24 protein-coding genes and 1 tRNA gene are annotated in these 24,903 nt (G+C 61.9%); 11 read left to right on the top strand and 14 right to left on the bottom strand.

From position 1 onward, the window contains the following. Positions 1 to 30 precede the first annotated feature (30 nt). From mksF to mksB, 3 genes are read right to left on the bottom strand one after another with little or no spacing between them, the layout of a single operon-like run. A complete protein-coding gene (gene mksF / locus F8N82_RS21200; RefSeq protein ID WP_038997210.1) occupies positions 31 to 2,862 on the bottom strand; it encodes an Mks condensin complex protein MksF in 2,832 nt (943 codons plus the stop codon). Continuing rightward, positions 2,859 to 3,560, bottom strand: coding sequence for an Mks condensin complex protein MksE (gene mksE / locus F8N82_RS21195; RefSeq protein ID WP_010225708.1), 702 nt, complete (start codon positions 3,558 to 3,560; stop codon positions 2,859 to 2,861). Before mksE ends, mksF begins: the two co-directional genes overlap by 4 nt. Further along, positions 3,550 to 4,827: an Mks condensin complex protein MksB gene (gene mksB, locus F8N82_RS21190; RefSeq protein WP_095162340.1), complete on the bottom strand. Its 1,278-nt coding sequence runs from the start codon at positions 4,825 to 4,827 to the stop codon at positions 3,550 to 3,552. The genes mksE and mksB overlap by 11 nt, the downstream gene beginning before the upstream one ends. Before the next feature lie 181 nt (positions 4,828 to 5,008). Between mksB and F8N82_RS21185 the strand changes: the two genes are divergently transcribed. Beyond that, positions 5,009 to 5,803 carry a hypothetical protein gene (locus F8N82_RS21185; protein ID WP_038997209.1) on the top strand — a complete coding sequence of 265 codons (795 nt, stop codon included), beginning with the start codon at positions 5,009 to 5,011 and terminating at the stop codon, positions 5,801 to 5,803. Beyond that, a complete protein-coding gene (gene rimI / locus F8N82_RS21180) occupies positions 5,796 to 6,248 on the top strand; it encodes a ribosomal protein S18-alanine N-acetyltransferase (RefSeq protein ID WP_038997208.1) in 453 nt (150 codons plus the stop codon). Before F8N82_RS21185 ends, rimI begins: the two co-directional genes overlap by 8 nt. A 4-nt stretch (positions 6,249 to 6,252) precedes the next feature. Here the strand turns inward: rimI and F8N82_RS21175 are convergent, their stop codons facing one another. Then, a complete protein-coding gene (locus tag F8N82_RS21175; RefSeq protein WP_038997207.1) occupies positions 6,253 to 6,576 on the bottom strand; it encodes a hypothetical protein in 324 nt (107 codons plus the stop codon). Positions 6,577 to 6,696: 120 nt separating this feature from the next. Between F8N82_RS21175 and can the strand changes: the two genes are divergently transcribed. After that, positions 6,697 to 7,335: a carbonate dehydratase gene (gene can / locus F8N82_RS21170; RefSeq protein WP_038997206.1), complete on the top strand. Its 639-nt coding sequence runs from the start codon at positions 6,697 to 6,699 to the stop codon at positions 7,333 to 7,335. Between the two features lie 71 nt (positions 7,336 to 7,406). Here can and F8N82_RS21165 read toward each other — a convergent pair whose 3' ends face one another. Then, on the bottom strand, positions 7,407 to 8,546 hold the full coding sequence (locus F8N82_RS21165; protein WP_038997205.1) for a hypothetical protein: 1,140 nt from the start codon (positions 8,544 to 8,546) through the stop codon (positions 7,407 to 7,409). A gap of 87 nt (positions 8,547 to 8,633) precedes the next feature. Between F8N82_RS21165 and F8N82_RS21160 the strand changes: the two genes are divergently transcribed. Beyond that, entirely contained in the window at positions 8,634 to 9,251 is a 618-nt protein-coding gene (locus F8N82_RS21160; protein ID WP_052251589.1) for a D-Ala-D-Ala carboxypeptidase family metallohydrolase, read from the top strand. Here the strand turns inward: F8N82_RS21160 and F8N82_RS21155 are convergent. Continuing rightward, positions 9,239 to 10,117 (bottom strand): LysR substrate-binding domain-containing protein, encoded by an 879-nt coding sequence (locus F8N82_RS21155; RefSeq protein WP_038997204.1) that lies wholly within the window; start codon positions 10,115 to 10,117, stop codon positions 9,239 to 9,241. The two genes, F8N82_RS21160 and F8N82_RS21155, sit on opposite strands and share 13 nt — an antisense overlap. Positions 10,118 to 10,240: 123 nt before the next feature. Here F8N82_RS21155 and F8N82_RS21150 point away from each other — a divergent pair, with 123 nt between their 5' ends. Beyond that, positions 10,241 to 10,855, top strand: a complete 615-nt coding sequence (locus F8N82_RS21150) for a LysE family translocator (RefSeq protein WP_038997202.1) — start codon at positions 10,241 to 10,243, stop codon at positions 10,853 to 10,855. 66 nt (positions 10,856 to 10,921) lie between these two features. On the opposite strand, the gene F8N82_RS21145 is transcribed toward F8N82_RS21150, so the two are convergent. The 4 genes from F8N82_RS21145 to F8N82_RS21130 form a co-directional block, all read right to left on the bottom strand. Next, positions 10,922 to 10,998, bottom strand: a tRNA-Met gene (locus tag F8N82_RS21145). Between the two features lie 93 nt (positions 10,999 to 11,091). After that, positions 11,092 to 13,506, bottom strand: a complete 2,415-nt coding sequence (locus F8N82_RS21140; protein ID WP_080764806.1) for a TonB-dependent siderophore receptor — start codon at positions 13,504 to 13,506, stop codon at positions 11,092 to 11,094. 103 nt (positions 13,507 to 13,609) lie between these two features. After that, a complete protein-coding gene (locus F8N82_RS21135; protein WP_038997201.1) occupies positions 13,610 to 14,551 on the bottom strand; it encodes a FecR family protein in 942 nt (313 codons plus the stop codon). Beyond that, positions 14,548 to 15,069, bottom strand: coding sequence for an RNA polymerase sigma factor (locus tag F8N82_RS21130; protein ID WP_052251588.1), 522 nt, complete (start codon positions 15,067 to 15,069; stop codon positions 14,548 to 14,550). Before F8N82_RS21130 ends, F8N82_RS21135 begins: the two co-directional genes overlap by 4 nt. Positions 15,070 to 15,243: 174 nt before the next feature. On the opposite strand from F8N82_RS21130, the gene F8N82_RS21125 reads away from it, so the two are divergent. Further along, on the top strand, positions 15,244 to 16,461 hold the full coding sequence (locus F8N82_RS21125; RefSeq protein ID WP_038997199.1) for an MFS transporter: 1,218 nt from the start codon (positions 15,244 to 15,246) through the stop codon (positions 16,459 to 16,461). Positions 16,462 to 16,467: 6 nt separating this feature from the next. Here the strand turns inward: F8N82_RS21125 and F8N82_RS21120 are convergent, their stop codons facing one another. Continuing rightward, a complete protein-coding gene (locus F8N82_RS21120) occupies positions 16,468 to 17,025 on the bottom strand; it encodes a hypothetical protein (protein WP_038997197.1) in 558 nt (185 codons plus the stop codon). A gap of 105 nt (positions 17,026 to 17,130) precedes the next feature. Between F8N82_RS21120 and F8N82_RS21115 the strand changes: the two genes are divergently transcribed. Then, entirely contained in the window at positions 17,131 to 17,274 is a 144-nt protein-coding gene (locus F8N82_RS21115) for a hypothetical protein (protein ID WP_176470440.1), read from the top strand. Positions 17,275 to 17,397: 123 nt separating this feature from the next. Beyond that, positions 17,398 to 18,555, top strand: a complete 1,158-nt coding sequence (locus F8N82_RS21110; protein WP_038997196.1) for an MFS transporter — start codon at positions 17,398 to 17,400, stop codon at positions 18,553 to 18,555. Here the strand turns inward: F8N82_RS21110 and ppk2 are convergent. After that, the gene (gene ppk2 / locus F8N82_RS21105; protein ID WP_038997194.1) at positions 18,552 to 19,361 is read right to left on the bottom strand and encodes a polyphosphate kinase 2; all 810 of its coding nucleotides are present in this window, start codon (positions 19,359 to 19,361) and stop codon (positions 18,552 to 18,554) included. The two genes, F8N82_RS21110 and ppk2, sit on opposite strands and share 4 nt — an antisense overlap. Before the next feature lie 420 nt (positions 19,362 to 19,781). On the opposite strand from ppk2, the gene F8N82_RS21100 reads away from it, so the two are divergent. Then, on the top strand, positions 19,782 to 20,000 hold the full coding sequence (locus F8N82_RS21100) for a helix-turn-helix transcriptional regulator (protein WP_080764805.1): 219 nt from the start codon (positions 19,782 to 19,784) through the stop codon (positions 19,998 to 20,000). A 375-nt stretch (positions 20,001 to 20,375) separates the two neighbouring features. After that, a complete protein-coding gene (locus F8N82_RS21095) occupies positions 20,376 to 21,146 on the top strand; it encodes a hypothetical protein (RefSeq protein ID WP_038999630.1) in 771 nt (256 codons plus the stop codon). 642 nt (positions 21,147 to 21,788) lie between these two features. Here the strand turns inward: F8N82_RS21095 and F8N82_RS21090 are convergent. Next, complete coding sequence (locus F8N82_RS21090; RefSeq protein WP_224793878.1) at positions 21,789 to 22,844, bottom strand: HNH endonuclease signature motif containing protein; 1,056 nt, start codon at positions 22,842 to 22,844, stop codon at positions 21,789 to 21,791. Between the two features lie 60 nt (positions 22,845 to 22,904). Then, a complete protein-coding gene (locus F8N82_RS21085; RefSeq protein WP_038997192.1) occupies positions 22,905 to 23,147 on the bottom strand; it encodes a hypothetical protein in 243 nt (80 codons plus the stop codon). Between the two features lie 589 nt (positions 23,148 to 23,736). Here F8N82_RS21085 and F8N82_RS21080 point away from each other — a divergent pair. Further along, positions 23,737 to 24,899 (top strand): IS3 family transposase gene (locus tag F8N82_RS21080; RefSeq protein WP_338918746.1). Its coding sequence is split into 2 segments (ribosomal slippage): positions 23,737 to 23,992 and positions 23,992 to 24,899, totalling 1,164 coding nucleotides; the frame shifts between segments, so codons are not numbered across the junction. The last annotated feature ends 4 nt before the right edge of the window (positions 24,900 to 24,903 follow it).

Genomic DNA, 24,903 nt, shown 5'->3' with positions numbered 1-24,903 from the left:
GGTGGGAGCGGGCTTGCCCCGCGATTAGCTTCAGGCTGAAGCTTCTTCCTCTTCTGCCCGCACCACTGCCTTCTCCACATCCCGGCGGCTGATGTACTTCCAGTCCGCCTCGTCGATGTAGATCCCGTTCGGCCCGCTGCCGCCTTCCAGGTCGATGGCGACATGCGCCGAGACCTGCGGCTTGACGCTCGCCAGAATCGGTACGAACCCCAGTTGCAAGCTGGTTTCCAGCAGCGCTGCCTGGTTGCGTTCGTCAATGTCGGCCGCTTCGTCCAGGTAGTAAGGCAGGCGCACGCGACCGGCCAGGTCGCGGTCCATCAGGTGCAGCAACAAGTACATGTTGGTCAGCGCCTTGATGGTCATGGTGGTGCCGTTGGACGCCGCACCGTCGATGTCGGTGTGGATTACCGGCTGGCCACCGACCTTGGTGATCTCGAAGGCCAGTTCGAACAGGTCCTTCAGGCCCAGCTGGTTGTGGTTGGCCGCCACCAGCCGTGCCAGGTATTCCTTGGCCTCTTCGTTCTTGTTGTCCTGCTCGGCACTGGCGCTGAGGTCGAACACCGAGAGGGTCTCGCCTTCCTCGTACTGGCCGGCGCTGTGGATGATCTGGTCGATGTGCTTGAGCGCTTCCTTGTTCGGCGCCAGGACGATGCGAAAGCTCTGCAGGTTGGACACCTGACGCTTGTTGATCTCGCGGTTGAACAGCGCCAGCTGGTGCTCGAGGCTGTCGTAGTCGCTGCGGATGTTGCGCAGGGTCCGGGCGATGTCGGTCACCGCGGCGCGGCGCGCCTTGCCCAGGGTCAGGGCTTCTTCGGTGCGGTGCGAGTAGGCGTTGATCAGCAGTTGCAGGCGGCGCTCCATGTCGTCTTCGCTGTCGAACTTGGCCACGCCCTTGAGGCGTACCTGGGCGTACAGCGCTTCGATCTGGCCATCGACCCGCAGCAGGCCCTGCCAACTGTCCTGGTAGTCGTTGAGCAGTGGCAGCAGGTTGTCCATGCTGTCGTCGACCGGCTCCATGAACGGCGTGCCGAACGGCAGGTCGGCAGGCAGCAGCTGACGGCGGCGCAGGGCGTCGTCGAGGGTGCGCTGCTTGGCTTCCATGTCGGCGATCTGGCGGCCTACCAGTTGCAGCTTGGCCGACAGTTGCTGGACGCGTTCGGTGAAGGCGTCGCTGGAGCGCTTGAGTTCGTCCTGGGCGGCTTCCATCTGCGCCAGTTGCTCAAGCTTGTCGCCTTCTTCGGCAGACAGGGTCTGGGTGCGGCGGAAGTCTTCCAGGGCTTTTTGCGCATCCAGTACCTGCTGGTACAGGGCCTCGGTCTGGGTTTTGCTCGCGGCGCGGTCGGCGGCGACGGCCTGCTGGGTCTTGAGCTGCTTGAGCTCTTTGTCCAGGCGTTCCTTCTGGTCGCGCAGGGCGGCGCGGTCGGCCAGGGCCTGCAGGGCAGGGGGCTCGATGTGCGAGAGGTCGATGGACAGGCCCGGGGCTTCGAAGCGCTCGCCCTTGAAGCCGTCGAGTACCGCCTCCAGGGATTTGACCCAGACATCGCTGTCGTCAAGCTCAATGCCGCGCTCGCCCAGCGGCAGGCTGAACAGCGCACCGTTGAACAGGCGCATCAGGCGCTCGACGTCCTGCTGCGAGAACTCTTCACGCAGGCGGGCATAGCTGTTGTTGTCGGCGTGGTCGAGCTGCTGCTTGACCGATTTCAGGCGTTTTTCCAGCTCGCGCAGACGCTCTTCGAGGTCTTCGGCGCTGAACTGGCGCGACTGCGCCAGGGCACCGGCCAGTTCGTCGTGGGCGTCCTTGGCGGCCAGCAGTTGCTGTTCCAGGACCTTGACGTCGTCGACCAGAGCGAAGCGGTGCTTGAGCACCGACAGCTCGCCAAGCCAGCGCTGCACGCCAGTGATCTCGCGTTCCAGGCGCATCAGCTCCTGGGTGCCGCCGCGCTGGTCGTTCTGCAGGCTGTCCTGTTCGTTCTTGTAGTGCTCGACCTGGATCACCAGCTCTTCTTTGCGTGCGCTGGCGTAGTCCTGCCAGGTGCCGAGCAGCGAGTCGAGCAGTGGCGACAGGCGATGCAGCTTGCCGCGCAGGATGTCGCGCTGGGCTACACCGTTGGCCAGGGCCTCGACCAGCGGGCCGGCGGCGACCAGCGAGTTGTAGTCCTGCTCCATGCGTCGCACGTCGCGGAAGGCTTCTTCGCAGGCGGCGATGTAGTCGACGCTGCCCGAACGCAGGCTGTGCTCGAAGGCATCGAGGAACAGCTGCTTGAGCTTGGCCGCGGTGATCTCGCGCATGTGCAGCAGGTTGATGAACAGCGCGCGGAAGGTCTTCAGGCTCTGCTCGCTGGTGGAACGCAGCGGGATCAGGGTCAGGTCCAGCGGGATCGAGGTGTGACCGCCGACCAGCAGGCGGCGCAGCTCGTCAGGCTTGAGCTCGTAGGCTTTCAGGCCGTTGCGCTCGAGGTTGCTGAACAGCTCTTTCTGGCGCAGGCAGGTGTCGTTCTTCTGGTAGTGGGCCAGGTCCAGTTCGCCGGCATAGGCGAAGAACTGGTGACCGAAACCGCCACCCGGGCCGCGGCCGACCACGCCGATCACGTGCGGGCCGTGGGGCAGGTTGACCTCGCAGAGGATGTAGCTGGTGTCGGTGGCAAAGTAGAAGCGCCGCGACTGTTCCAGGCTGTACTTGCCGAAGCTCATGTCGGACATGCGCGCCAGGATCGGGAATTGCAGGGCGTTGATCGAGGCACTCTTGCCCAGGTTGTTGGCACCGTAGACCGACAGCGGGTGTTCCAGGGGGAACAGGCCCAGGCTGTAGCCGGCGGTGTTGAGCAGTGCGAAGCGGCGAATGCCGTAGCGTTCCTGGCTCATGCGTCAATCTCCTGTTGCTCTTGCGCAATGGCTCGGGCCAAGGCGTCTTCTTCGCTTTCTTCGAACGGGCTGAGGTCCAGCGGGTCGTCGGTACGGTTGAGCTCTTCCGGGCTCTCTTCCTCGACCAGTACCGGCGTTGGCAGCGGCAGGGCGCTGTGCAGGCTGGCAGCCAGGTCGCGGTCCTGCTGGACCGACAGGCAGACGTCGAGGAAGCGGTGCATCGGCGGCAGGAAGCGGTAGATGCCGTTCTCTTCGTGGGCAAAGCCGAGCTGGGTCATGCGGCGCATGATCTTCTCTTCCAGTTCGTCCGGGGTCTGCACCTCGGCCTGGATGAACAGGTCGCGGTACTTTTCCAGCAGCGATGGCAGCTCGTCGCGCCCCAGGCTGCCACCGTCGAGCACCGACATCGGGTCGCGGCCCTGGTCGGCCAGGTGCTCGACCAGGATGAAGGTGAACAGCGACAGGCGCTGGGCGGTCTTGTTGACCTGGGCGGCGGCAAGATCCGGGACGAAGTAGTAAAAGCCGCGGGTGTCGCACACCAGTTCAAAGCCCAGGGCCTTGAACAGGCCACGGTACTGGTCCTGGAAGTTCGACAGTTGGGCGTACAGCTCCGGGTCGCGGCGGCTGATGTGAAAGCCCTTGAACAGCTCGCGGAAGATCGGTGCGAGCTGGGACAGTTCGGAAAGATCAAGATGCATGGGCAGGGCTCGCAGTGGGCTCAGGCGATGGTTCGCGGCTCGATGTCAGAGCGAAGGAACGCAGGCTGACCAGGTGTTCGCGGGTAATGTATTCGCGGCGCTCGAGGCGCTCGCGGGCAAAGCGCTTTTCCCGCGACAGGCGCGAGAACCAGTACAGCAGCTCGTCGGTGGCGCCTTCGGGCTCCTGGTCGAGCAGCCAGACCATCAGGTCCGGCAGCGGCAGGGCGTCTTCGCAGCGTTCGAGCATTTCTTTGACCGTGCGCGGCGCGCGCGGGGCGTCGCCCCTGTGGCTCTTGTGGGCCTTGGGAAACTGCGCAGGCTTGGGCTCGAAACGGGCCAGGGCATAGACGTAGGCTTCAACCTGGCTGGCGCTGCCGAGGAAGGTGCTCTGCGGACGGGTGAACAGCGGCATGGCCGCTTGCGGCACGGCGTCCAGGCCTTTGCGGCGGATCACCGACAGGGCCAGGGCCGCGCCCCGGGTCACGGCGTTGTGCCGGCGTGCTTCTTCACGCAGCGGCAGCAGCAGTTCGCGGGCATGGCGCAGGGTCAGCTGGGCGCTGGTCTGCATTTCGAGGATGCGCGCGTGGGTGCGCAGGAGCATGTCGTCGTCGACCAGGTGGCCGAGGCGGGCCTGCTCGCCGAGCAAACGCAGCAGCACGGTCTCGACCTTGCGCACGCCTTGCTCGAAGGCGCCATCGGCGTTGACCAGCTGGATCATCGGTTCGACGTATTCGTCCCAGGTCGCCAGGACTTCAGCGTAACGCTGGCGCAGCGGGATCTGCCGGTCGTGGGTCTTAGCCCGTTCGGCCACGGCGACCAGCGCCTGTTCGTCGTTGTCGAGCTTCTTCAGGACATCGCGCACGCGCATGTCGAGCAGGCGCAACTGGCGCGCCAGGTCGTTGCCGTCGCGAATCTCGAAGGCATCCTGGATATGCCCGGCCAGGCGCTCGAGGTGGCGCAGGTAGGCTTCGATCTCCAGGCACAGGCCCAGGCGGTGCTCGCGGCGCAGATAGGCCAGAAAGTCATGGATCTGGGCGTTGAGCTCGAAACGGTTCGGGCTTTTTGCCACTGGCACCAGGATGTCCAGGCGAATCCAGACGTCGAGCAGGCTGGTGATGTCCTGGGGCGTGCTCTCCAGCTGCTGGGTGGCCAGTTGCTGGCGCAGTTCGGCCAGGCTCAGGGTGCCCCCGTCGAAGCGCTCGCACAACGGCTCGAGCAGGGCCCAGTGTTCGGCTAGGGCGCGCAGGACGCGCTTGGGTTCGATCATTGGCGGGTCGACTCGTTGCCAAATAAAAGCGCCGATTGTACTGCATCAGACGCCTGTCGATTCACCCCCTTGATCGCTTCAAGCTGCTGTCGGGCGGTTTTCTGCCGATCAACAGCGGCGCGCAGCGGCGAACAACGTTAGAATATCGCCCCCTGACTTATCCACAGATGGCCGATCTTTCTTGTTAATCGAGTCCCGCCGCCGCGCTTACCTCAACGCCATGCAAGTGGTGCACTGGCTGCCGCGCGCCGAACTGCCGTTCGCCGCGCCGTCGCGCCCGGAGCTGTTGCTGCCGGTGGCGGCGCTCGAGGAGCCGGCGTTCGAGCCGCAGGAGCAGGCGCCTGCGGCCGCAACCGTAGCGCCGAGTGCGCCGCAGGTGCGCTCCGGCGAGCGCCCGAAGATCGAGATCCCGCGCCCCGGCAGCCTGCCGAAAGTGGCGGCCAAGCCGGTGGATGAGGCCGAAAAGCCAGTCGTCGCCAGGCCCGCCCCGGTGCCGCCGCCACGCTTTGCCCTGCAACTGCTGCGCGCCGGCAATTGCCTGCTGCTGGTGGAGTTGGCCACGGGCGAGCCGTTCCAGAGCCGCGATCCTTCCTATCTGCTGCTCAAGGACATGCTGCGCGCCGCCGGCCTGCCGGACAGCCCGCAGATCATCGGCGAGCCGGTGCGCTGGCCGTTGCTGGTGCGCGGCAACCTTGACCAGGGCCCGCAGGCCGCGACCGATTTCGTCCAGGGCTTCATCCAGGCCCGTCTTGAAGACGCGCCATGTGTCTGCCTGTGGCTGATCGGCCTGCCTGCCGTGCGTTTTGCCGGTGAGGCCGACGCCGAGGCGTATTATCGCGAGTTGCCGGTTGAGGGGCTGGGCGCTGCCTGGGCCTTGCCGGGGCTCGAACTGTTGATGGACGAGCCGCAACGCAAGGCGGACGTCTGGCAAGCCATGCGCCGGCTGATGGCGCGCTGGAAACCAAGCAATGAGTGACACGATCAGCTTCCGCCGGATGACCGAGGCGGATCTGGATGCCGTACTGAAGATCGAATACGCCGCCTTCAGTCACCCCTGGACCCGCGGGATTTTCCTCGACGGGCTCAAGTCCTATGAAATCTGGCTGATGTTCGAAGGCGAGCAGCAGGTCGGCCACGGCGTGATCAACGTGATCATCGACGAGGCGCACCTGCTCAACATTACCGTCAAGCCTGAAAGCCAGGGGCGCGGCCTGGGCCTGGCCCTGCTGGAAGAGCTGATGAAGCGCGCCTATGCCAACAACGGTCGCGAATGCTTCCTGGAAGTGCGCGCCAGTAACCAGTCGGCCTATCGCCTGTATGAGCGCTACGGCTTCAATGAAATCGGCCGCCGGCGTGATTACTACCCGGTTGCTGGCGGTCGCGAAGACGCCCTGGTTATGGCCTGCACCCTGTTCGAGTAAGGGGTCAGCGCTCGCGCTTGCCATCCAGCGGGTCGCGGCGGGCCAGCTCTGCTTCATCCAGGCCTTTGCCGCCGCCGATGTCACCTTGGTCGACTACGCTCAAGTCCCAGTCCGCAGGGTGATTTGCTCCCGGTTCGTTGGCGGAGCGGGCGCCGTCTTCGGGGATCAGGGTTTCCGGCTCAAGGTCGTCGTCGGTTGGGTCGAAACCGACATCGACGTTGGGAGTATCCTCATCAAAGTGCAATTCTTCAACCGAGCCCATGGGGTCTTCGTCTTCATCGCTCGGGGCAGGCTGCGGGGTGTGAAGCGGGCGGGGTTTCTGGCTCATGGTCGATCCTCCTGCAGAAGGGCTTAAACGGTTGACCTGCTGCTTGGCCGAAGATTCAAAGGCGTGACCTGAACGGCTCGGCGCCTGTCACAAGATGCGCATCAACCATGAGGCTTGAACATGCACGATCTACAAGAACTGATTGATAACAACGCGCGCTGGGCCGATGCGATCAAGCAGGAAGATCCGGATTTCTTCGCCAAGCTTGCGCGTCAGCAGACCCCGGAGTTCCTCTGGATCGGTTGCTCGGATGCCCGGGTACCGGCCAACGAGATCGTCGGCATGCTGCCGGGCGATCTGTTCGTTCACCGCAATGTCGCCAACGTGGTGCTGCACACCGACCTGAACTGCCTGTCGGTGATCCAGTACGCGGTGGACGTGCTCAAGGTCAAACATATCCTGGTGACCGGTCACTACGGTTGCGGCGGGGTACGAGCGTCGATGCAGGATCGCCAGTTGGGCCTGATCGATGGCTGGCTGCGTTCGATTCGCGACCTGTACTACGAAAACCGCGTGGAGCTGGCCAAGCTGCCGACAGAAGAAGAACGGGTTGACCGCCTGTGCGAGCTGAACGTGATCCAGCAGGTGGCCAATGTCGGCCATACCACCATCGTCCAGAATGCCTGGCACCGTGGGCAGAGCCTGTCGGTGCATGGCTGCATCTATGGCATCAAGGATGGCCGCTGGAAGAGCCTGAATGCGACCATCAGCGGCATCGACCAGCTGCCGCCACAGTATCGGTTGCGTCCGCAGGATTGAGGCCATCGCGGGGCAAGCCCGCTCCCACAGGTCCACTGTAGGAGCGGGCTTGACCCGCGATAGGCTTCACCTCAAGTCTTCTGCAAATCGCGCAACGTCCGCGTCACCGCCCCGGTATTGCACTTGGCACTGGCCTGCTCCGGGGTCATGTTGCGAATCGTGCGGAAATACAGCTCGCACGTCTGCTTCTTCGCCGTCACCTGCCACTTCTGGGTGCAGGCTCCCAGCGTTGCCTTGGCATCCGCCGTCGGGTTACGGCCCATGCCCGCCTGCCAGCAGGCGGCGCTCAGATCCTGGCCCATCATTTTCAGCCCGGCCTGATCGGCTTTGTCCTGGTCGCCGCCATAGTTGGTTTTATCCGCCGCATACCAGATCGCGCTCGGGTGGTTGGCGCCCAGCACCGGGACCTTTTGCCCGGGCGTCGGGCTGATGGTGGCCAGGCCCAGCACGTAAAGCTTGGGCCCATACTGCTGCTCGATCCAGCTGCGCACCGGCGAGCCGAAGGCAACCATCGGCAAGGAGGCGCCGTTGCCGGTTCGGGTCATCTGCTTGACCATCTGCACCTGATAGTCCTTGAAATAGCCATACACGCCTTCAAGGTCTTTGCCAGCGCTGGCCGGGGCGGCGATCGGAGCGATGTCGACGATGGTCTGGTAGGCCGGGGTCTGTTCGGCGGGGATGCCGTTGAACGTCAGCAGTGTGGCCCAGCGATCGGTAGTGTTGGAGCGCAGGTAGTCCTGGGCCTGGGTCAGCGAGTAGTCCGGTGGAAAATGCAGCAGTTCGATGCTGCGGCGCTTTTCCTGGGCCATGCCCAGGGGCAGGAACAGGTTCCAGCTGTAGGCCCATTTGCCTTCGCGATTGAGCTGGGTGGCGCCCTGGTAGGCCAGCTCGCCAGTGTCGAGCAGCGCTTGCAGGGGTTTGCTGTAGGTGCTCGGTACGCCCTGGATGTCAGCGTGCAGTTTGTCGTTGTCGCGATTGACCTTCACCGTCGCCGCGGCGTAACCGTCGCGCTTCACGCTCTGGGTCAGGTAATGCTCCACGGTTTGCTCAAGAGTCCAGTCGCGAAAGCAGATGACGTTGCAGTTGTTGGGGTATGCAAACAGCCGGGTCACGCGTTCCTGGCTGCCCAGGTCGATTCGGGCGTCGGCCTGGATGGCGCCGCTGAAGGCCAGCGTGGCCAGGGCGAAGGTCAGGGGAGCAGTCTTGTGCATGCTTAACTCCTTGTCAGTTTCTCCCCGCAGTCGGGAGGCTTGCCATACTGGGGGAATTTCCCGGGGGTTGGGAAGGGGAGAGGGCTGATGAAACAGTGGTGCCGGGCTGGTATTCATGCAGGACTTTTACTTGGCGTATTCGCCGCAGGGCAGGTGCGCGCCGACCTGCGCGATGTGTACATGTTTGCCCAGTGGGCCGGGGATCATCAGACCCGGCCCTTTCGCGAGATGCTGGTGGATGCGCGCCTGTATGGCGTGGTGCCGATCCATCAGCTGTTACGCACGGCCAGTGACTGGCGCTTGTGCAAGGCCGAGCCGTTTGCCGTGGCGCCCGCTGCGCAATGGCCATCGGTACGCTCGACCCTGTTCCTGCTCAAGACCTTGAGTGATCAGGGCGTGCTCAAGCACTATGAGGTGGTCTCGGCCTATCGCAACCCGGTGCTCAACCGCTGCGCGGGAGGTGCCGTGGCCAGCGCCCATACCCGCGCCTTCGCGGTCGACCTGCTGCTGCCGGACTGGGCCGATCCGACCCCGCTGTGCAGCTTCTGGCAGGCCCATGGCAAGGATTGGAACATGGGCCTGGGGCGGTATCCGTCGGGGCGCATTCACATCGATACGGCGGGCTATCGCACCTGGGGTGGTGACTTCAATGCTGGCTCCTCGTTCTGCGCCCCGGCGATGGCCGACAAGGCTCAAGCCAGGTGAGCCAGACAGGTTTGTGATTGCTCGATCACCCATTCGGCGAAGCAGCGGCTTTTGTCGTCGTCGAGTATCGCCTGGGGGCTGAGCAGGTAGTAGGCCGACTGGTCCTGGATAAACCCGCGCGGCGCTTGCAACTGGCCGCTGTCGATTTCATCCTGGACCATCAGGCGCGAGGCCATGGCCACCCCCAGCCCGGCTGCCGCCGCCTGGATGCACAGGTAGAAGTGCTCGTAATCGGCGCGGCTGCTGCCCTTGGCCGACTCACCACTCTGGCGCAACCAGGTGGCCCAGGCGTTGGGGCGTGATGCGCTGTGCAGCAGGCGTTGGCCGGCCAGGCCTTGTGCGGGCAGGGCATGACCGGTACTGCACACCGGGCCGACCCATTCGTCGCAGATCTTCAGCGCATGCAGGTTGGCGTCCCAGTGAAAATCATCGCGGCGCAGGGCCAGGTCGACACCGCTGCGGGCAAAGTCGATCGGCCCGCCGGCCGCCACCAGGTGCAGGTGAATACCCGGGTGTGCGGCATGAAAGGCCGGCAGCCGGGGAATCAGCCAGCGCATGGCGATGGTCGGCTCGCACGACAGCACCAGCACGTTCTCCCGCGCCTGTTGCTGCAGGCGGTACACCGCGCCCTCCAGTTGCTCGAACACCGACAGGGTGGTGCCGTGCAGGGCGCGGCCGGCGGCGGTGAGAAAGATCGCCCGGTTGCGGCGCTCGAACAGTTGCACCCCCAGCGACTCCTCCAGCAGGCGCACCTGACGGCTCACCGCGCCGTGGGTGACATTGAGCAGCTCGGCGGCGCGCACGAAACTCTGGGTTTGCGCGGCAACGTCGAAATAGCGAAAGGCGGACAGCGCAGGCAGTTTCATATCTGTGAGAAAAACTAGCGGATTTGCCTCACTATAAATCGCTTTTGGCCCTACCCGAAGCTTTCGATAATGGTTGTGCGCAGACCTATCTGTGCATTGGCCTAGCAGATCGAGGAGCTTTACGTGAATGAATTGATAGCCGTTGCCCTGTTTACCGTGCTGGCGGTGGTCAGTCCGGGCGCCGACTTTGCCATGGTCACCCGCAGCAGCTATGCCTTTGGCCGGCGTGCGGGCCTGGCTGCGGCCCTGGGTATCGCCCTGGGTGTGCAGGTGCATGTGCTGTACACGGTGCTGGGTATTGCGGTGATCATCAGCCAGAGCCCGGCGCTGTTCCTGGCCATGAAGGTGCTGGGGGCGGGCTACCTGATTTATCTCGGCTACAAGTCGCTGACCAACACCACGCGGATTTCCCTGGAGGGCGGCAGCGGCAGTCAGCTTGGCGTGCTGGCGGCGTTTCGCTCGGGCTTTCTGACCAACGCCCTGAACCCCAAGACCATGCTCTTTGTGGTCAGTGCCTACACCCAGGTGGTGCAGCCGGGCAGTTCGCTGGCGGTCAACTTCGGCTATGGCGCGTTCATGTCGTTCGCCCATTGGCTGTGGTTCAGCCTGGTGGCGGTGTTTTTCTCAAGCGCGGTGTTGCGCCGGGCCATGCTCGAACGCCAGCGTCTGGTTGACCGGGTGATTGGCGTGGCTTTAATCGGCCTGGGGCTGGCGGTGGTGTTCGCCAATGTGCGCTAAGCGGGGAGGGTAAAAAACGCAGGCAAGAAAAAAGGGCTTACCTTGCGGTAAGCCCTTTTTAGTACTTGGTGGCTACACAGGGACTTGAACCCCGGACCCCAGCATTATGAATGCTATGCTCTAACCAACTGAGCTATGTAGCCAAGTGGCGCGCATTATTCGCCTGAAACGGATTTGTGTCAACACTCTTTTTCAAAAAAATTAACGCGCGATCAACCGCTTAGCCGTAAACCGGCTCAGAAGTCGTATTTGAACGTGGTCATCAGGTTACGCGGCGCCCCGTAGTTGCCGTACGACGACGCCATGGAGTAATACTCGCGGTCGAAGACGTTGTTGAGGTTGAGCGTGGCGCTGAGGTTTTCGCTGATGTTGTAGCGCGCCATCAGGTTGACCAGTGCGTAGCTGCCCTGGTCGAAGCTGTGCAGGTCCGTGCCAACCTTGCTTTGCCAGTTGACGCCGCCACCCACGGTGACCTTGTCGAGCACCCCGGGCAGGCGGTAGCTGGTGAAGGTCTTGAGGCTGTGGCGCGGGTACACAGTGGCAATGCGCTCATCCTGGTTGTCGGTGGTCAGGGTGTAGGTGTATCCGGCCGACACCTGCCAGCCTTCGGCCAGCTCGCCGTTGAGCTCCATCTCCAGCCCTTTGGAGGTGGTGTCCTGCTTGGCATCATAGACGTTGTCGTGCAACCAGATCGCCAGGTTGTCCTGTTCGAGTTTGAACAGCGCCAGGCTCGAGCTCAGCTTGCCGTCGAAATGGCTGCCCTTGACGCCCATTTCGTAGCCGACGCCCTGCATCGGATCGAGCGGCTTGTTGTTCTCGTCGGTGACCCAAGAGGCTTGCGGGTTGAAGATCTTGGTATAGCTGGCATACAGCGCCCAGGTTTCATCAAGGTCGTAGACCACCCCGGCATAAGGGATGAAGACCCCCGTTTCCTTGCGATTGACCTCGGTTTTTTCGCCGCCGTAAGGGCGATCTTCGGTGTCACGCTTCCAGTCGATCACCCGGCTGCCGAGTATCAGGTTGAGGTCGTCGGTCAGGTGCAGGCGCGAGGTGAGGTAGGCGGCGTACTGGGTTTCTTCCATCGAGGATTTGCCGCTGATGGTCCAGTCCGGCTTGGGCTGCTTGCCGTCCCAGTCGAAGATGTTGTCGACCGACGCGCCGGGCGTTGCGTTGTAGTCATAGCGCCAGCCGCCCCAACTCGGTACGTTTTCGTTGTACTTGGACAGGGTCACGCCGCCGATCAGTTCATGCTCGCGACCGAACAGGCTGAACGGGCCGGTCAGGTACAGGTCCAGGTTGTCCTGGCGCGGTGTGCCGGAAAACCGCGTCGGCAACTGGCTCAGGCCGCTGCCGTCGGGCTGCAGGTCGCCCATGAGGAAGCCGAACACTTCGTCGAACTTGTTCTCGGAATGGCTGTACTCGATCTTGCCGCTCCAGCCGTTGCCCAGTTGCTGCTCGACCGAAGCGAAATAACTGGTCTGTTCATGGTCGTTGTAGGACCAGTCCGGAGCCATGTTGATCGAACGCTTGAGGTTGCTGCGTTCGCCGGTGCTGAAGCGGGTTGGCAAGCCAGTACGCAGCGGCGAGTCGACGTCAGTGCGTTGGTAGCTGAAGCCCATAGTCAGCAGGGTGTCTTCGCTCAGGTCGAACTCGGTGATGCCATAGAGCAGCTGGCTTTCCAGCTTGTAGCGGTCAACCCAGGCGCCTTCGGTCTTGTAGTCGGCGACCAGGCGGCCACGCACGTTGCCGCTTTCGGTCAGCGGCCCGGAGACGTCGAAGCCTGTGCCATAGCGGTCCCAGGTGCCCGCCGAGCCGGTGACGCTGGCCTGGCCCTCGGCGGTCGGCCGTTTGCGGATCAGGTTGATGGTCGCCGACGGGTTGCCCATGCCGCTGATCAGGCCGCTGGCGCCGCGCACGATCTCGATGCGGTCGTACATCGCCATGCTCTGGGTGTAGTTGTCCATCCGCGTGACGGTCGGCACGCCGTCGATCTCGTAGTTCTGGATGACAAAGCCGCGCGAGTAGTAGCTGTCGGTCTCGGCACCCAGGCCGTCGCGTACGACAATCACTCCGGGGGTCGCTTCCAGGGCATCGCTGAGGTTGGTCAGGCGCTGGTCATCCAGGCGCTGGCGGGTCATCACGGTCAGCGACTGCGGGGTTTCCTGCGGGGTGAGGTTGAGTCGCGTCGAGCTGCTGGAGGAGTAGGTGGTGTACAGCCCGGTGCCTTCGGTGGTGGAGCCCGGCGCCTTGCCGGAAATGCTCACGGCATCCAGTTGCAGGGCGCTACCCAGTTCCATCGGCAGGTCGATGACAAAGCTGCTGGTGTTCGGCTGGCTCAGGCGTGCATTGCTGCCGGCGGTCAGGGCCTGCAGCGCCTGGGTCGGGCTCATGCGCCCCTTGGCGCCGGGGGACGAACGCCCGCTCAGTTGGTTGGCGTCGTAGATCACCTGTAGCCCGGTCTGGGCGCTGAACTGGTCCAGGGCATCGGCCAGGGGCTGCGCCGGGATGTTGAAGTCCTGCGACTGGGCCTGGGTCTGGGCAGACTCGGCGGCCTGCACCGGCAGGCCCAGGGTTACGGAAAACAGGCTGGCCGCCAGGATGGCGCGGGCCAGCGGTTGACGACGGAATACGAAATCGCGTGGGTACTGCATGTGTCCTCCCCCAGAGAATACAAACGATAATGCTTCTTATGTGGAGGTGTGACGCAGCAGAAGCGGCAATTACCGCACGCGTGGCAAATAATTTTTTATAGGCTTAGCGCACGATGATCCATTGTCCGGCCAGGTTGCTCACGCTCAGGTTCTGATTGCGTGCCAGGGCATCGATGGCACTACCGGCCTGGTCGAGGTTGAAGCTGCCGCTGACCGAGCGTCGGCCAACCTGTTCATCGATGTACAGCAGGCGGCTGCCCTGGTACTCGGCAAGCTGTTCCAGGACCTGGCGCAACGGCACCTCGCGGACCCGAAGTTGCCCCTCGCGCCAGGCCAGCAGGCGTTCGGCATCGACCTTCTCGACCTGATCCAGGCGGCTGCCGCTGAGGGTCACGCGTTCACCGGGAGCGAGCATGCGTTTGTCGCCGGCGCTGCTGACCTCGACCTTGCCCTTGAGCAGCACCACTTCATCGTGATCGCGGCCACGGCTGACCGAGAACCGCGTACCCAGCACCTGGACCTGGGCATCATCGATGTCGACGATGAAAGGCCGGCCATCGTGGGTGACCTCGATGAACATTTGCCCTTGCACCAGGCGCAGCGTGCGCACCGGGCCGCGCAGGTCGACATCGACGGCGCTGGCGCTGTCGAGGGTCAGCCGCGAGCCATCGGCCAGCTGGATCTGCCGGCGTTCGCCAACGGCGGTGGCGACATCGCTGTTCAGGCGCTGCAGCAACGGCAGTTGCAGCATTACCAGGCCGCTGATCAGCAAGACGCTGGCCGCCACTGCCCAGCCGCCCCAGGAGCGAGGCGCGGCGCGGCGTTCGAGCTTGTGCAGGCGCCGTGCCGGCAGCTCCAGCTGTTGCCAGAACAACTCGACCTCGGCAAAGGTCCGGGCGTTTTCGGGCGTCTGGCGCCAGTGCTCGAAGGCCTGGCGCTGTTCGAGGCTGAGGTCGTCGGCGCGTAGCCGGGTGAACCAGTCCAGGGCTTGCTGTTCCCGGTCGCCAGGTTCGTTCGGATGGGTGGAGGTTGGCGATGGGTTCATGGCAGGTCAGTCTTGTTTCGGTTATGCAGGGCAGCCGCGGCGCAATGGCTCAGGGCTTTGTTCAGATGACGCTCGACCGCGCGCGGGTCGAGCCCCAGGCGCGCGCCGATGTCCTTGTAGCTTAATTGCTCGACCCGGGCGAGCAAAAACACCTCGCGGGTCGGCGAGGGCAGGCCGTCGATCAGCCGTTCGAGATGGTCAAGGGTGTTTCCGGCCACGGCACTGCGCTCGGGTGAGGTTTCGTTGAGCAGTTGCTCCAGCGCCTGCTCGTCATTGACCCCGCGTACCTGGCTGCGCCGAGCATGGTCGATGCTCAGGTTGTTGGCGATGCGGTACAAAAAGGCCCGCAGGTTGCCAACCTCGCCACGCTCACTGTGCATCAACCGGACGAAGGCGTCCTGCAGCAGGTCGCGGGCGGTTTCCCGACAACGCACGCGGCGGGTCAGGAAGGCCAGCAGTTCACTGCGGTGATGCTGATAGAGCAGCGACAGGCTGCGATTGTCCTGGTCATCGGACATGGTGTGTGCGGGCCTCGGATAGGCAGGCAGTGGAGTCTGTGAAAACGCCGTCGATGCTAACGTTATTGAGAATTATTAACAAGTACGTCAAAAGCACGTTGGTCGAAAAGAATAGTGCGCTTGCTAACGATTTCTGGATAATTGGATCCCGCCCACCGGATGGAAGCTTTTGTCATGGCTGTGAGCAGTGCCTCGTCCACTTCAACCGCAAGCGCCGCGCCTGCCCAGAGCAGCCCGCTGGTGATGCGCATCATCGCTGCCTGTGCCCTGGCGCACTTGATCAACGACCTGATCCAGTCGGTGCTGCCGTCGATCTATCCGCTGCTCAAGGCCAACTACGGCCTGACCTTCACCCAGGTCGGGATGATCACTTTGACCTTCCAGATCACCGCCTCGTTGCTGCAGCCGTGGGTCGGCTTCTACACCGACCGCAAGCCGATGCCGAACCTGCTGCCGCTGGGCACCCTGTGCACCCTGGTGGGCATTGTCATGCTCGCTTATGTCGGTAGCTTCCCGATGATACTGCTGGCCGCGGCGCTGGTGGGCATCGGCTCGTCGACCTTCCACCCGGAAACTTCGCGTATCGCCCGGCTGGCTTCAGGCGGGCGCTTTGGCCTGGCGCAATCGAGCTTCCAGGTCGGCGGCAACGCCGGCTCCGCCTTCGGCCCGTTGCTGGCGGCGGCGATCATCATTCCCTTCGGCCAGGGCAATGTGGTGTGGTTCGGTCTGTTTGCGGTCTGCGCCGTGCTGGTCACCTATGGCCTGAGCCGCTGGTACCGGGAACACCTGAACCTGTTCAAGGCCAAGCAGGGCCAGCGCGCCACCCATGGCCTTTCCCGCCAGCGGGTGATCGGTGCCCTGGTGGTGCTGGGGCTGCTGGTGTTCTCCAAGTACTTCTACATGTCCAGCTTCACCAGCTACTTCACCTTCTACCTGATCGAGAAGTTCGATCTCTCGGTGGCCAGCTCGCAGCTGCATTTGTTTCTGTTCCTCGGCGCGGTAGCGGCCGGGACCTTCTTCGGCGGACCGATCGGTGACCGCATTGGGCGCAAGGCGGTGATCTGGTTCTCGATCCTCGGCGTGGCGCCGTTCACCCTGTTGCTGCCGTATGTCGACCTGTTCTGGACCAGCGTGCTCAGTGTGATCATCGGCTTCATCCTCGCTTCGGCGTTCTCGGCCATTGTCGTGTATGCCCAGGAACTGGTGCCGGGCAACGTCGGCATGATCGCCGGGATCTTCTTCGGCCTGATGTTCGGTTTTGGCGGCATCGGTGCGGCGGCGCTGGGTTATCTGGCCGACCTCAAGGGCATCGAGTACGTCTACAGCCTGTGCTCGTACCTGCCGCTGTTCGGCCTGCTGGCGATCCTCCTGCCGGCCACCGCCAAGCGCTGAGGCCGTTCAGCGATGCCGGTGGGCGCAGCTCATCGGCTGCCCGGCCAACTCGCCGATCAGCGCCGCCAGGCGTTCGGCCTCGGCGCGGTTCAGGCGGTCGCTGCGCAGTACTTGCTCGCCAACGCTGAAGCTGAAGTCCCAGTTCAGGTCCATCAGGTAACAGGCGCTGCCATCGACCGGGTTGAGCCATGTCGTGTGCGGCGCTTGGATGGCGTCGTCCATGAACTGCATGAAGGTTTCCTCGTCCACCTGCGCTTGCTGGTACTGCGCGGGCAGGGTGAAGTTCTCGCCCGCGCAGACGAACGGCTGGCCGCGCTCGAATTCAAACAGGCGCACGACCTGCTCAGGGTCAGGCTCGATCCCTAGACGCTGGAACAGCTCGGCACTCGGCCGGTACAGCGGGCTGCACCAGAGGCTGGCGTCGCTGTCGCCGGTTTCATCCACGGCATCGGCCGCGGCGGACTCCAGCCAGCCCAGCGCCAGCAGCTGTCGCTCCAGGGCTTTCCAGTCCGCTGCGGGCAGGTGGCGATAGCGGGGGAAAATGAACTGATGATGCTCGGACATGCGCTGAACCTCTTCCATGATGGCGCGAGAGTAGCACGGCGAGATTGACGTCTGGCCCGGGCTTCACCTAGAGTGCCGACCTTCCTTTTTGCCTGTAGTCGACCCATGAACCGCTTTTCCCGTCCACGCGCCATCCAGCCGGCTGTTATCCAGGCCGTTGTGTGCGACTGGCCGTGTGACACGGTGCTCAAGCGTCGGCGCAGCGTGTTGTTCGCCTTTACCTTCTCGCCTCACCGTCACACCTCCTGACCTGGCAGCTGTATGCCCGGCATTTTGCCGTGGCTGGCGCGCCTGTATGCGAATCTTTTTACGGTCATGTATGCGCCTGCGCAGGTGCGATGTCGCGCCTGTGCCGGTGGGTTTGGAGTGGTAATGAATACGCGTTTGTTGCTCGGCTTGTTGTTTGCGGTTTCGGTGGTCGGTTTCAGCCTCGGGGCGAGTTTGCCGCTGGTGTCCCTGCGTTTACTCGACGCCGGTGCCAGCACTTTGCAGATCGGTATCGTCTCGGCGATTCCGGCGGCGGGGATGATGCTTTCGGCGTTCATGGTCGATGCCTGTTGCCGGCACCTGACCCGGCGCACCATCTACCTGCTGTGCTTCGGCCTGTGCACCCTGAGTATCGGCCTGCTCGAATGGGGCTTCTCCTCGATCTACCTGCTCGGCCTGTTGCGCCTGGGCCTGGGTATCGGCATGGGTATCGCGATCATCCTCGGTGAGTCGTGGGTCAACGAGCTGAGCCCGGAGCACAACCGCGGCAAGATCATGGCCCTGTACGCCACGGCCTTCACCGGTTTCCAGATGCTCGGCCCGGCGATGCTGGCGTTGGTCGGGGCGCAGAGCACCTGGGTGACCACGGTGGTGACTGGCTGCTACGGCCTGGCCCTGCTGTGCATCGTGCTGACGGTGCCCAATGACCATGTCGAGCATGGCGAGGAGGGCGGCAAGAGCTTTTCCCTGGCGGGCTTTTTCCGCGTCGCGCCGGCCCTGTGCATGGGCGTGCTGTTCTTCTCGTTCTTCGATGCGGTGATTCTCTCGCTGCTGCCGGTGTATGCCACCAACCACGCATACGCGGTGGGTGTAGCGGCGTTGATGGTGACGGTGATCCTGACCGGCGACATGCTCTTCCAGTTGCCGATCGGTTGGCTGGCCGACCGCTGCGAGCGCACCACCGTGCACCTGGTGTGCGGCGTGGTGGCAATGCTGATCGGCCTGGCGCTGCCGTGGCTGATCGGCATGCAATGGTTGCTGTGGCCGGCGCTGGTGGTGCTCGGCGCGGTGGCGGGCGGGGTCTATACCCTGGCGCTGGTGCTGATCGGTCAGCAGTTCAAGGGCCAGGACCTGGTCACCGCCAATGCCAGCGTTGGTTTGCTCTGGGGTGTCGGTAGCCTGCTCGGCCCGCTGCTCAGCGGCGCGGCCATGGATGTCGCCCCCCATGGCCTGCCGATGGCGTTGACGGCCATGGCTGCGCTGTTCGTGGTGTTCGCCCGCAGCGCCCGGCGTCGGGCCTTCCGGGCAGCGGGGGCCCTTTAGAAGAGCTCGGGCACCAGGCGCGAGGTGTAGTTGGCGCTTTTGTAACGGCCGATTTTACCGCGCTTGGGCAGCTCGATCTTTTGCTTGTGGGTGATGTCCTCGTAGGGAACCTGCTTGAGGAAGTGGCTGAGGATGTTCAGCCGCACCCGTCGCTTGTCCTCTGAACGTGCCACGTACCAGGGCGCCCACGAGGTATCGGAGGCGGCAAACATGTCATCGCGGGCGCGGGTGTAATCGTCCCAGCGGGTGAAGGACTTGAGGTCCATGGGCGTCAGCTTCCAGATCTTGCGGCCATCGGTGATGCGTTCCTTCAGGCGCCGCTCTTGCTCCTGAGGGCTGACCTCCAGCCAGTACTTGATGAGGATGATCCCGGACTCGACCAGCATTTTTTCGAAGGACGGTACTACCGAGAGGAATTTTTTCGATTGCTCTTCGGTACAAAAGCCCATCACCCGCTCGACGCCGGCGCGGTTGTACCAGCTGCGATCGAAGATCACCACTTCGCCCGCCGAGGGCATGTGCTGGATGTAGCGCTGGGCGTACATTTGGCTTTTTTCACGCTCGGTGGGCGCGGGCAGCGCCACGACCCGAAACACCCGCGGGCTGACGCGCTCGGTCAGGGCCTTGATGGTGCCGCCCTTGCCGGCGCCATCGCGGCCCTCGAAGACGATGCAGACCTTCAACCCCTTGGCCACCACCCACTGCTGCAGTTTGACCAGTTCGATGTGCAGGGCCTTGAGTTGCTGCTCGTAGTCCTTGCGTTGCAGACGTTCGCTGCTGCTTTGCTTTTCCTTCTTTTTGGCCATGCGCCGATACCTGCTCAGTGGAGGAGGGTTGCTTGAAAACGAGCTTGAGTATAGACATGGCTTGCCGGCGCCGCTGTCGGCAGCAGTGGCTTGCGCGGGCAAAGAAAAACCCCTTGAGGCGAGGCCTCAAGGGGTTTCGGATGCATCAGGATGCTGGGTCAGACGTTGAAACGTAAGTCTGAGCTACAGGTCCCGTTCTGCAAGGGGTCTGTGCGCCATCCCGCAGAATATAGTCACCCTCGTATACACTTTGGCTTTTGCTACCCTCTTCGCAGCTCTAGAAGCCAGGCTGGTACCGCGTCCTTCATCGAGAGAGCGAATCACGGATTTTCGAGAAGTGAAAATAATAAAATGAGACTCCGTGACTTGGGAATGACCGCTGCTGACACTGCATGCAACTGATAAAGCGCAGAGGTAGTCATGCAGATCATTCGCCGGAAAGCCGTTTGCAAAAAGCTAGGGGGCATCAACCCTTCAACACTTTGGCGTCTCGAGCGTAACGACCCTTCATTCCCACCATCGGTGCAATTAAGCGGCGGGATAGTAGGCTGGTTCGAGCATGATCTTGATCATTGGCTCGAATCCAAAGCAACCAAACGGCCCCCGATAGCCGAATCCGCCGCTCGGCAGAATCCCTGAATGCAGAAGCCCGCTTTGGCGAGCGGGCTTCTGGTGACTACAGCAGGGGTGTGTCGCATTCTTCAGCTTGGCGGCTGAAGAACCACAAAACGATGCAACTGTCGACAAGTTAGCATCCTAGCTCCCATCCCTGCTGTTCGCAAGTAGGTGTGCTCTGACGCACAAGAGGCGAGTGTGCCCGATGGGAAATTCAATAAAATTCAATCCGATGTCTCATCGTTATAACGGTGGAAGCAATACGTGTGCACTGAATCGGATTAGACAGATTGCTCAGTACAAGCCGGGGTGCGTTGGAGGTGAGGGATGACCTACCGCAAAGCTGTCCGGCTTTTACCTTCCAATCCGCATTCTGCGCTGCGCTGCCCCGCGCGCCCTATGCCTGCCCAGTACGCAGCCCCTCGGCACCTCTCCGATCAGCAGCTCAAGAATCCGCTCATCCGTTCAGCCTACGAGCGTCTTAGCAACATGGTCGGCTACCGAGGTCAGTACCTGCGTCGGCTTGATACGGTGCACGGTGATCGACGTACCCGTGTTGAGAAATTTCAAGTGATCGAACGAGTAGCAGAGCAGTTGCTGGTGCGCTTGGACTTGGCCACCGGGATACTGGGATACATCGATCCTGAAGCTGGGCGATATGTGCTCAACACCCAACGCAAAATTGCCGAAGACTCCGAAGGCGTCTCAGCCCCGGTGCTGTGCCGGCTGTTCAAGACCCTCGACGATGCCGGCTACGTCTACCGTCGAATTGAGCGAATCCGCCTTGATGAAAAAGACGAAGGTGGCTTGCACTTGGTGCGCACACGCGTGCTTATCCGCTTCACCAAACTCTTCTGGAAAGACCTTGGGTTACTGCATGTGTTTGAGCGTGTGCAGAACTCCGCGCGTAAACGTCGCCAGGTTCAATTGAATGTGATTGGCCAGCGCCGTCTTGACGACATGGAGCGCCATTCGAAGGAGCTGCTGCGTCGTGAAGTGTCCCGTAATCGTTGGCGTGCCAAGGAAAGCCGCGAATCAGACGACCTGCCGGCATCAGTGAGACGACCCTCAGATGAGGGGCCATCGAGGCCGCAGGCGGTGACTGGTAACCAGGTTACTGACAGGTTGAGCAAGCTGCTGGCCAACGTCGCTGTCAAGGCGTCAGGCTAAGGCCCAAAACTACCCTCCCTCTCCTTTTTTCTATATCCGCTCACGCGGAGGCCGCTTCACGCCTGTGATTTGTGCGTGTCCAAGGGGTAGTTGGTCAGCTCTCGAAAAACCACCGATTCGCTGGCGGAGCCGACATTTTTGGTGCCGTTTCTAGAGTCTCTCGAGGGGCCCGGCCGAAGCTTTTAAATAAATGAAATTTTATATCCCTTTCAGTTTCCCCCTACGGGTAAAAACAGAGCTTTACGAGGTGTACCTCAGATAGCGCCCGTGCAAAGTCGTGCCTCCGGCACGGCACGGTAAAGAACATGGGGCTACTCGCCCCAAACTCCGGCAGAGGCCTGCGGCCGCTGACTGGAAGCAAACCGACTAGCGCGTAACAGCCTGTCTAAGCGGCTCAGGGCGATAGAGCTGCCCTGTCCTGGCCTCCGGCCACCCTGCGGGCGCTAAGACCCGGATAAATCGCCCCAGGACGGCAAGCCGCCCCGCGCCTCAACCGGGCGCGTGTGCGCGCAGGCTCATTTGATGGATAGAAACGCGAATGCTGTCATGTGCCTTCGGTGAAGGCATTGATTTTTAGGTTTCCGACCAGATCCCAAACCCTTGCTATGAGGGGAGCCCCCAGAATTCGAAAAAAATCGTACGCTAAGGCTCTTCAGGCAGACTACCGGCCTTGCCACCAGACGTAATCGCCGAACACGATGGTGGGCCCTTCCACTGCGCAGCAGCGGTTCCGCCGAACCTCTTGGCATATGTAAGTAACTGCTTGTTGAGGTCATTGGCATATGGTGCATAGTGCGCTTCGCGGTGACAACACGGGCACAGGGCCACGCAGTTGTATACACGGTCTGACTTCTCGGCCCCTAAGATGTGATGAACATCCAGGAAGCCAGGGAAGTCCCGGCGCTTGCCACAATCCTCACGCTCACACGCAAACCCGGCCCTTTCGAGTACGGCTCGACGTACGTGGGGGTCGCGACGAACCTCCGAGCGAAGCACGGGCGCGCGCTCGCCTTCATCCCGGCCCAGAGACGAGTAGTCCGGAGCCGGGCAGTCGTCGTAGGTATCGTCGACTACTACCGACTCCACCACATGGGGAATGAGCGTGGCTAAGTCGATCACACCCGGCCACTGCCACAGTGCATCGGCCACCTCGTGTCCATCAGGTGTCCGGTCATCCTGTAACCACAGAGTCGGGCTGGTACCGTTCTGAGCGTGATTCTTCTTGGCCCGCCCCTTCAACTCACGGCGTTGTAGGTCATCGCTGACCTCGCGCTGGCGGTTCCAGATGGCATGGAGGCTTTCGATAGGAATGAGCGCGGCAAAGATAATTGCGCCTTCGTCACGCTGCACGAGCAAATTGTGAGTGAGCCCGCGCTTCGTATCTCGCGATGTGATGTGCTCCAGCGTCGCATCCCATCCACCTTGCCGCAGGTGCGCCGCCAACTGAGCCGCTGCGTATTTCTTCTCGTTGGGATTTCGTCCATCGCGCCGCCAGCACAGCCGGACGCGCATGCTCAGTATCTGACTATCAGGAGTACGGATACTGATGAACTGCTGAGTGGCCACGCCCGTTTGAATTCGCTTGTCGGCAATAACAACGTAACCTCGATCATTCAGGAATGGCGCTAGTGCATCCCTGGATAGTTTTTCGGCAGCATGACTTTCTGGCCCCCGGAAAAGGCGATCTCCTTTCGACATTTTGACACCCCTGCTGTTGATCTATGACGAAGCCATGCCAGGTTTGGGCCGCTAGCCCGCTCAGCCATACCCAGCACGCGCATCGGCGATGTATTGCAGGGCGTCGGCTTTGCGCTCAGCCGAGCAGTCGGCGTGCTTCACCAGCGTTTCACAGAAGCCATAGTCTGTATTGACCAGAGCGCGCAGCAGACCCGTGCACAAAAGAACTTCATCGTCGTAATCGTCCTGCAACTGCTGATTCTGCGCTTTCAACTCGCTAATACGTGCTTCAAGCTGTTCAGAGTGGTTCTCGATATCGGCCATGTCGTGGGATTCCTTTCATTACTACACGTTGGCTGCGAACATATTGACCGATTCAGTATAGGCCACAGCCCGCGGGCTTTCGGGAGCCAGACGGATAGAGGTGGGTAAGCTCTAAATCTGGCGCGCCACTAGAGTTCGAAACCTTAGCGTATGATTTTTTCCGAATTCTGTAGGCGCCCCAATGAAGCCATTTTCACGAGTAGCGGCTGGTGGACGCAGTGCTTCTGGATTTTCAGTTGAGCCGGACAGCGAAGCCGGGATAGCGAAGCATTCCCGGCTTTGTCGTCCGGCCGACAACGAGCGAGCGAGGCGTCAGTTGCGATCGGAAGTCAGGCACAAGGAATTATTTGCGTTTCAGCGTGGATAACCAGGTTGAAAAAAACATTGCAATTGTCCTATTCGATTCAGCCAGATAAGCCTCCGCTCGGCTTCCTTAGCGGTTTTCTTACGGTCCCAAATTGATCAAGTCGGGTCGATCACATGGTGAGCTACCCTTAGCTCACATTTGAGCGCTATCGATCAAGGTGTAGTGGTCTAATGATTCCGGACACCCATTTAGGCGAGAATGCTCGCCACAGAGAGGTGTCTGATGACCAAGCAACGCCGTACCTTTACGCCCGAGTTCAAGCGAGAAGCCGCCAGCCTGGTGCTCGATCAGGGCTACAGCCATATCGAAGCAGCTCGCTCACTAGGGTTGGTTGAGTCTGCCCTGCGCCGCTGGGTCAACCAGCTCCAGCAAGAACGAGGCGGTGTCACTCCGACCAGTAAGGCGCTCACGCCCGAGCAGCAAAAAATCCAGGAGCTGGAAGCTCGGATCAATCGGCTGGAACGGGAAAAAACTATATTAAAAAAGGCCACCGCGCTCTTGATGGCCGAGGAACACGAGCGTTCGCGTTAATCGATCAGCTCCGCTCTGAAGAGCCTGTTGATCTGTTGTGCTCGGTATTTGAAGTCACCCGATCTTGCTACTACGCGCACTGCCGAAAACGGCGAACTCCCGACGTTGAGCGGCTGGTTTTACGCAGCCGTGTAAACGAATTGTTCACCCAAAGCCGCAGTGCCGCAGGCAGTCGAAGCATCATGTTCATGATGCGCGAGGACGGCATAGAAATCGGGCGTTTCAAGGTGCGCAAGCTGATGAGCGAAATGAAGTTGATCAGCAAGCAACCCGGCTCACATGCCTACAAAAAGGCGACGGTCGAGCGGCCGGATATTCCGAACGTGCTGGATCGAGCGTTCAGCGTATCGGCACCCAATGAGGTCTGGTGTGGTGACATCACGTATGTCTGGGCTCAAGGTCGCTGGCACTATTTGGCGGCTGTGATTGATCTGTTCGCCCGCCGCGTGGTGGGCTGGGCGTTTTCATCGAAGCCCGATGCCGACTTGGTGATCAAGGCCTTGGACATGGCCTATGAACAGCGTGGTCGGCCACAGAGTGTGCTGTTTCACAGCGATCAAGGCAGCCAATACGGCAGCCGAAGCTTCCGCCAGCGACTGTGGCGTTATCGCTTCACACAGAGCATGAGTCGGCGCGGAAACTGCCACGACAATGCGCCGATGGAAAGGTTGTTTCGCAGTCTGAAAACAGAATGGGTACCGAGCGTGGGCTACATGAGCGCTACGCTGGCACAGCAGGATATCGGCCGGTTTTTGATGCAGCGCTACAACTGGCAACGGCCACATCAATTTAACAGCGGGCTGGCGCCCGCTGTGGCCGAGGAGAAACTTAACGCAGTGTCCGGGATTAGTTGACCAC

This window comes from Pseudomonas fluorescens (assembly GCF_902497775.2).
GTDB lineage: Bacteria > Pseudomonadota > Gammaproteobacteria > Pseudomonadales > Pseudomonadaceae > Aquipseudomonas > Aquipseudomonas putida_F.
The sequence above is the reverse complement of the archived record's forward strand: the minus strand, read 5'-3'. Positions and strand labels throughout refer to the sequence as shown.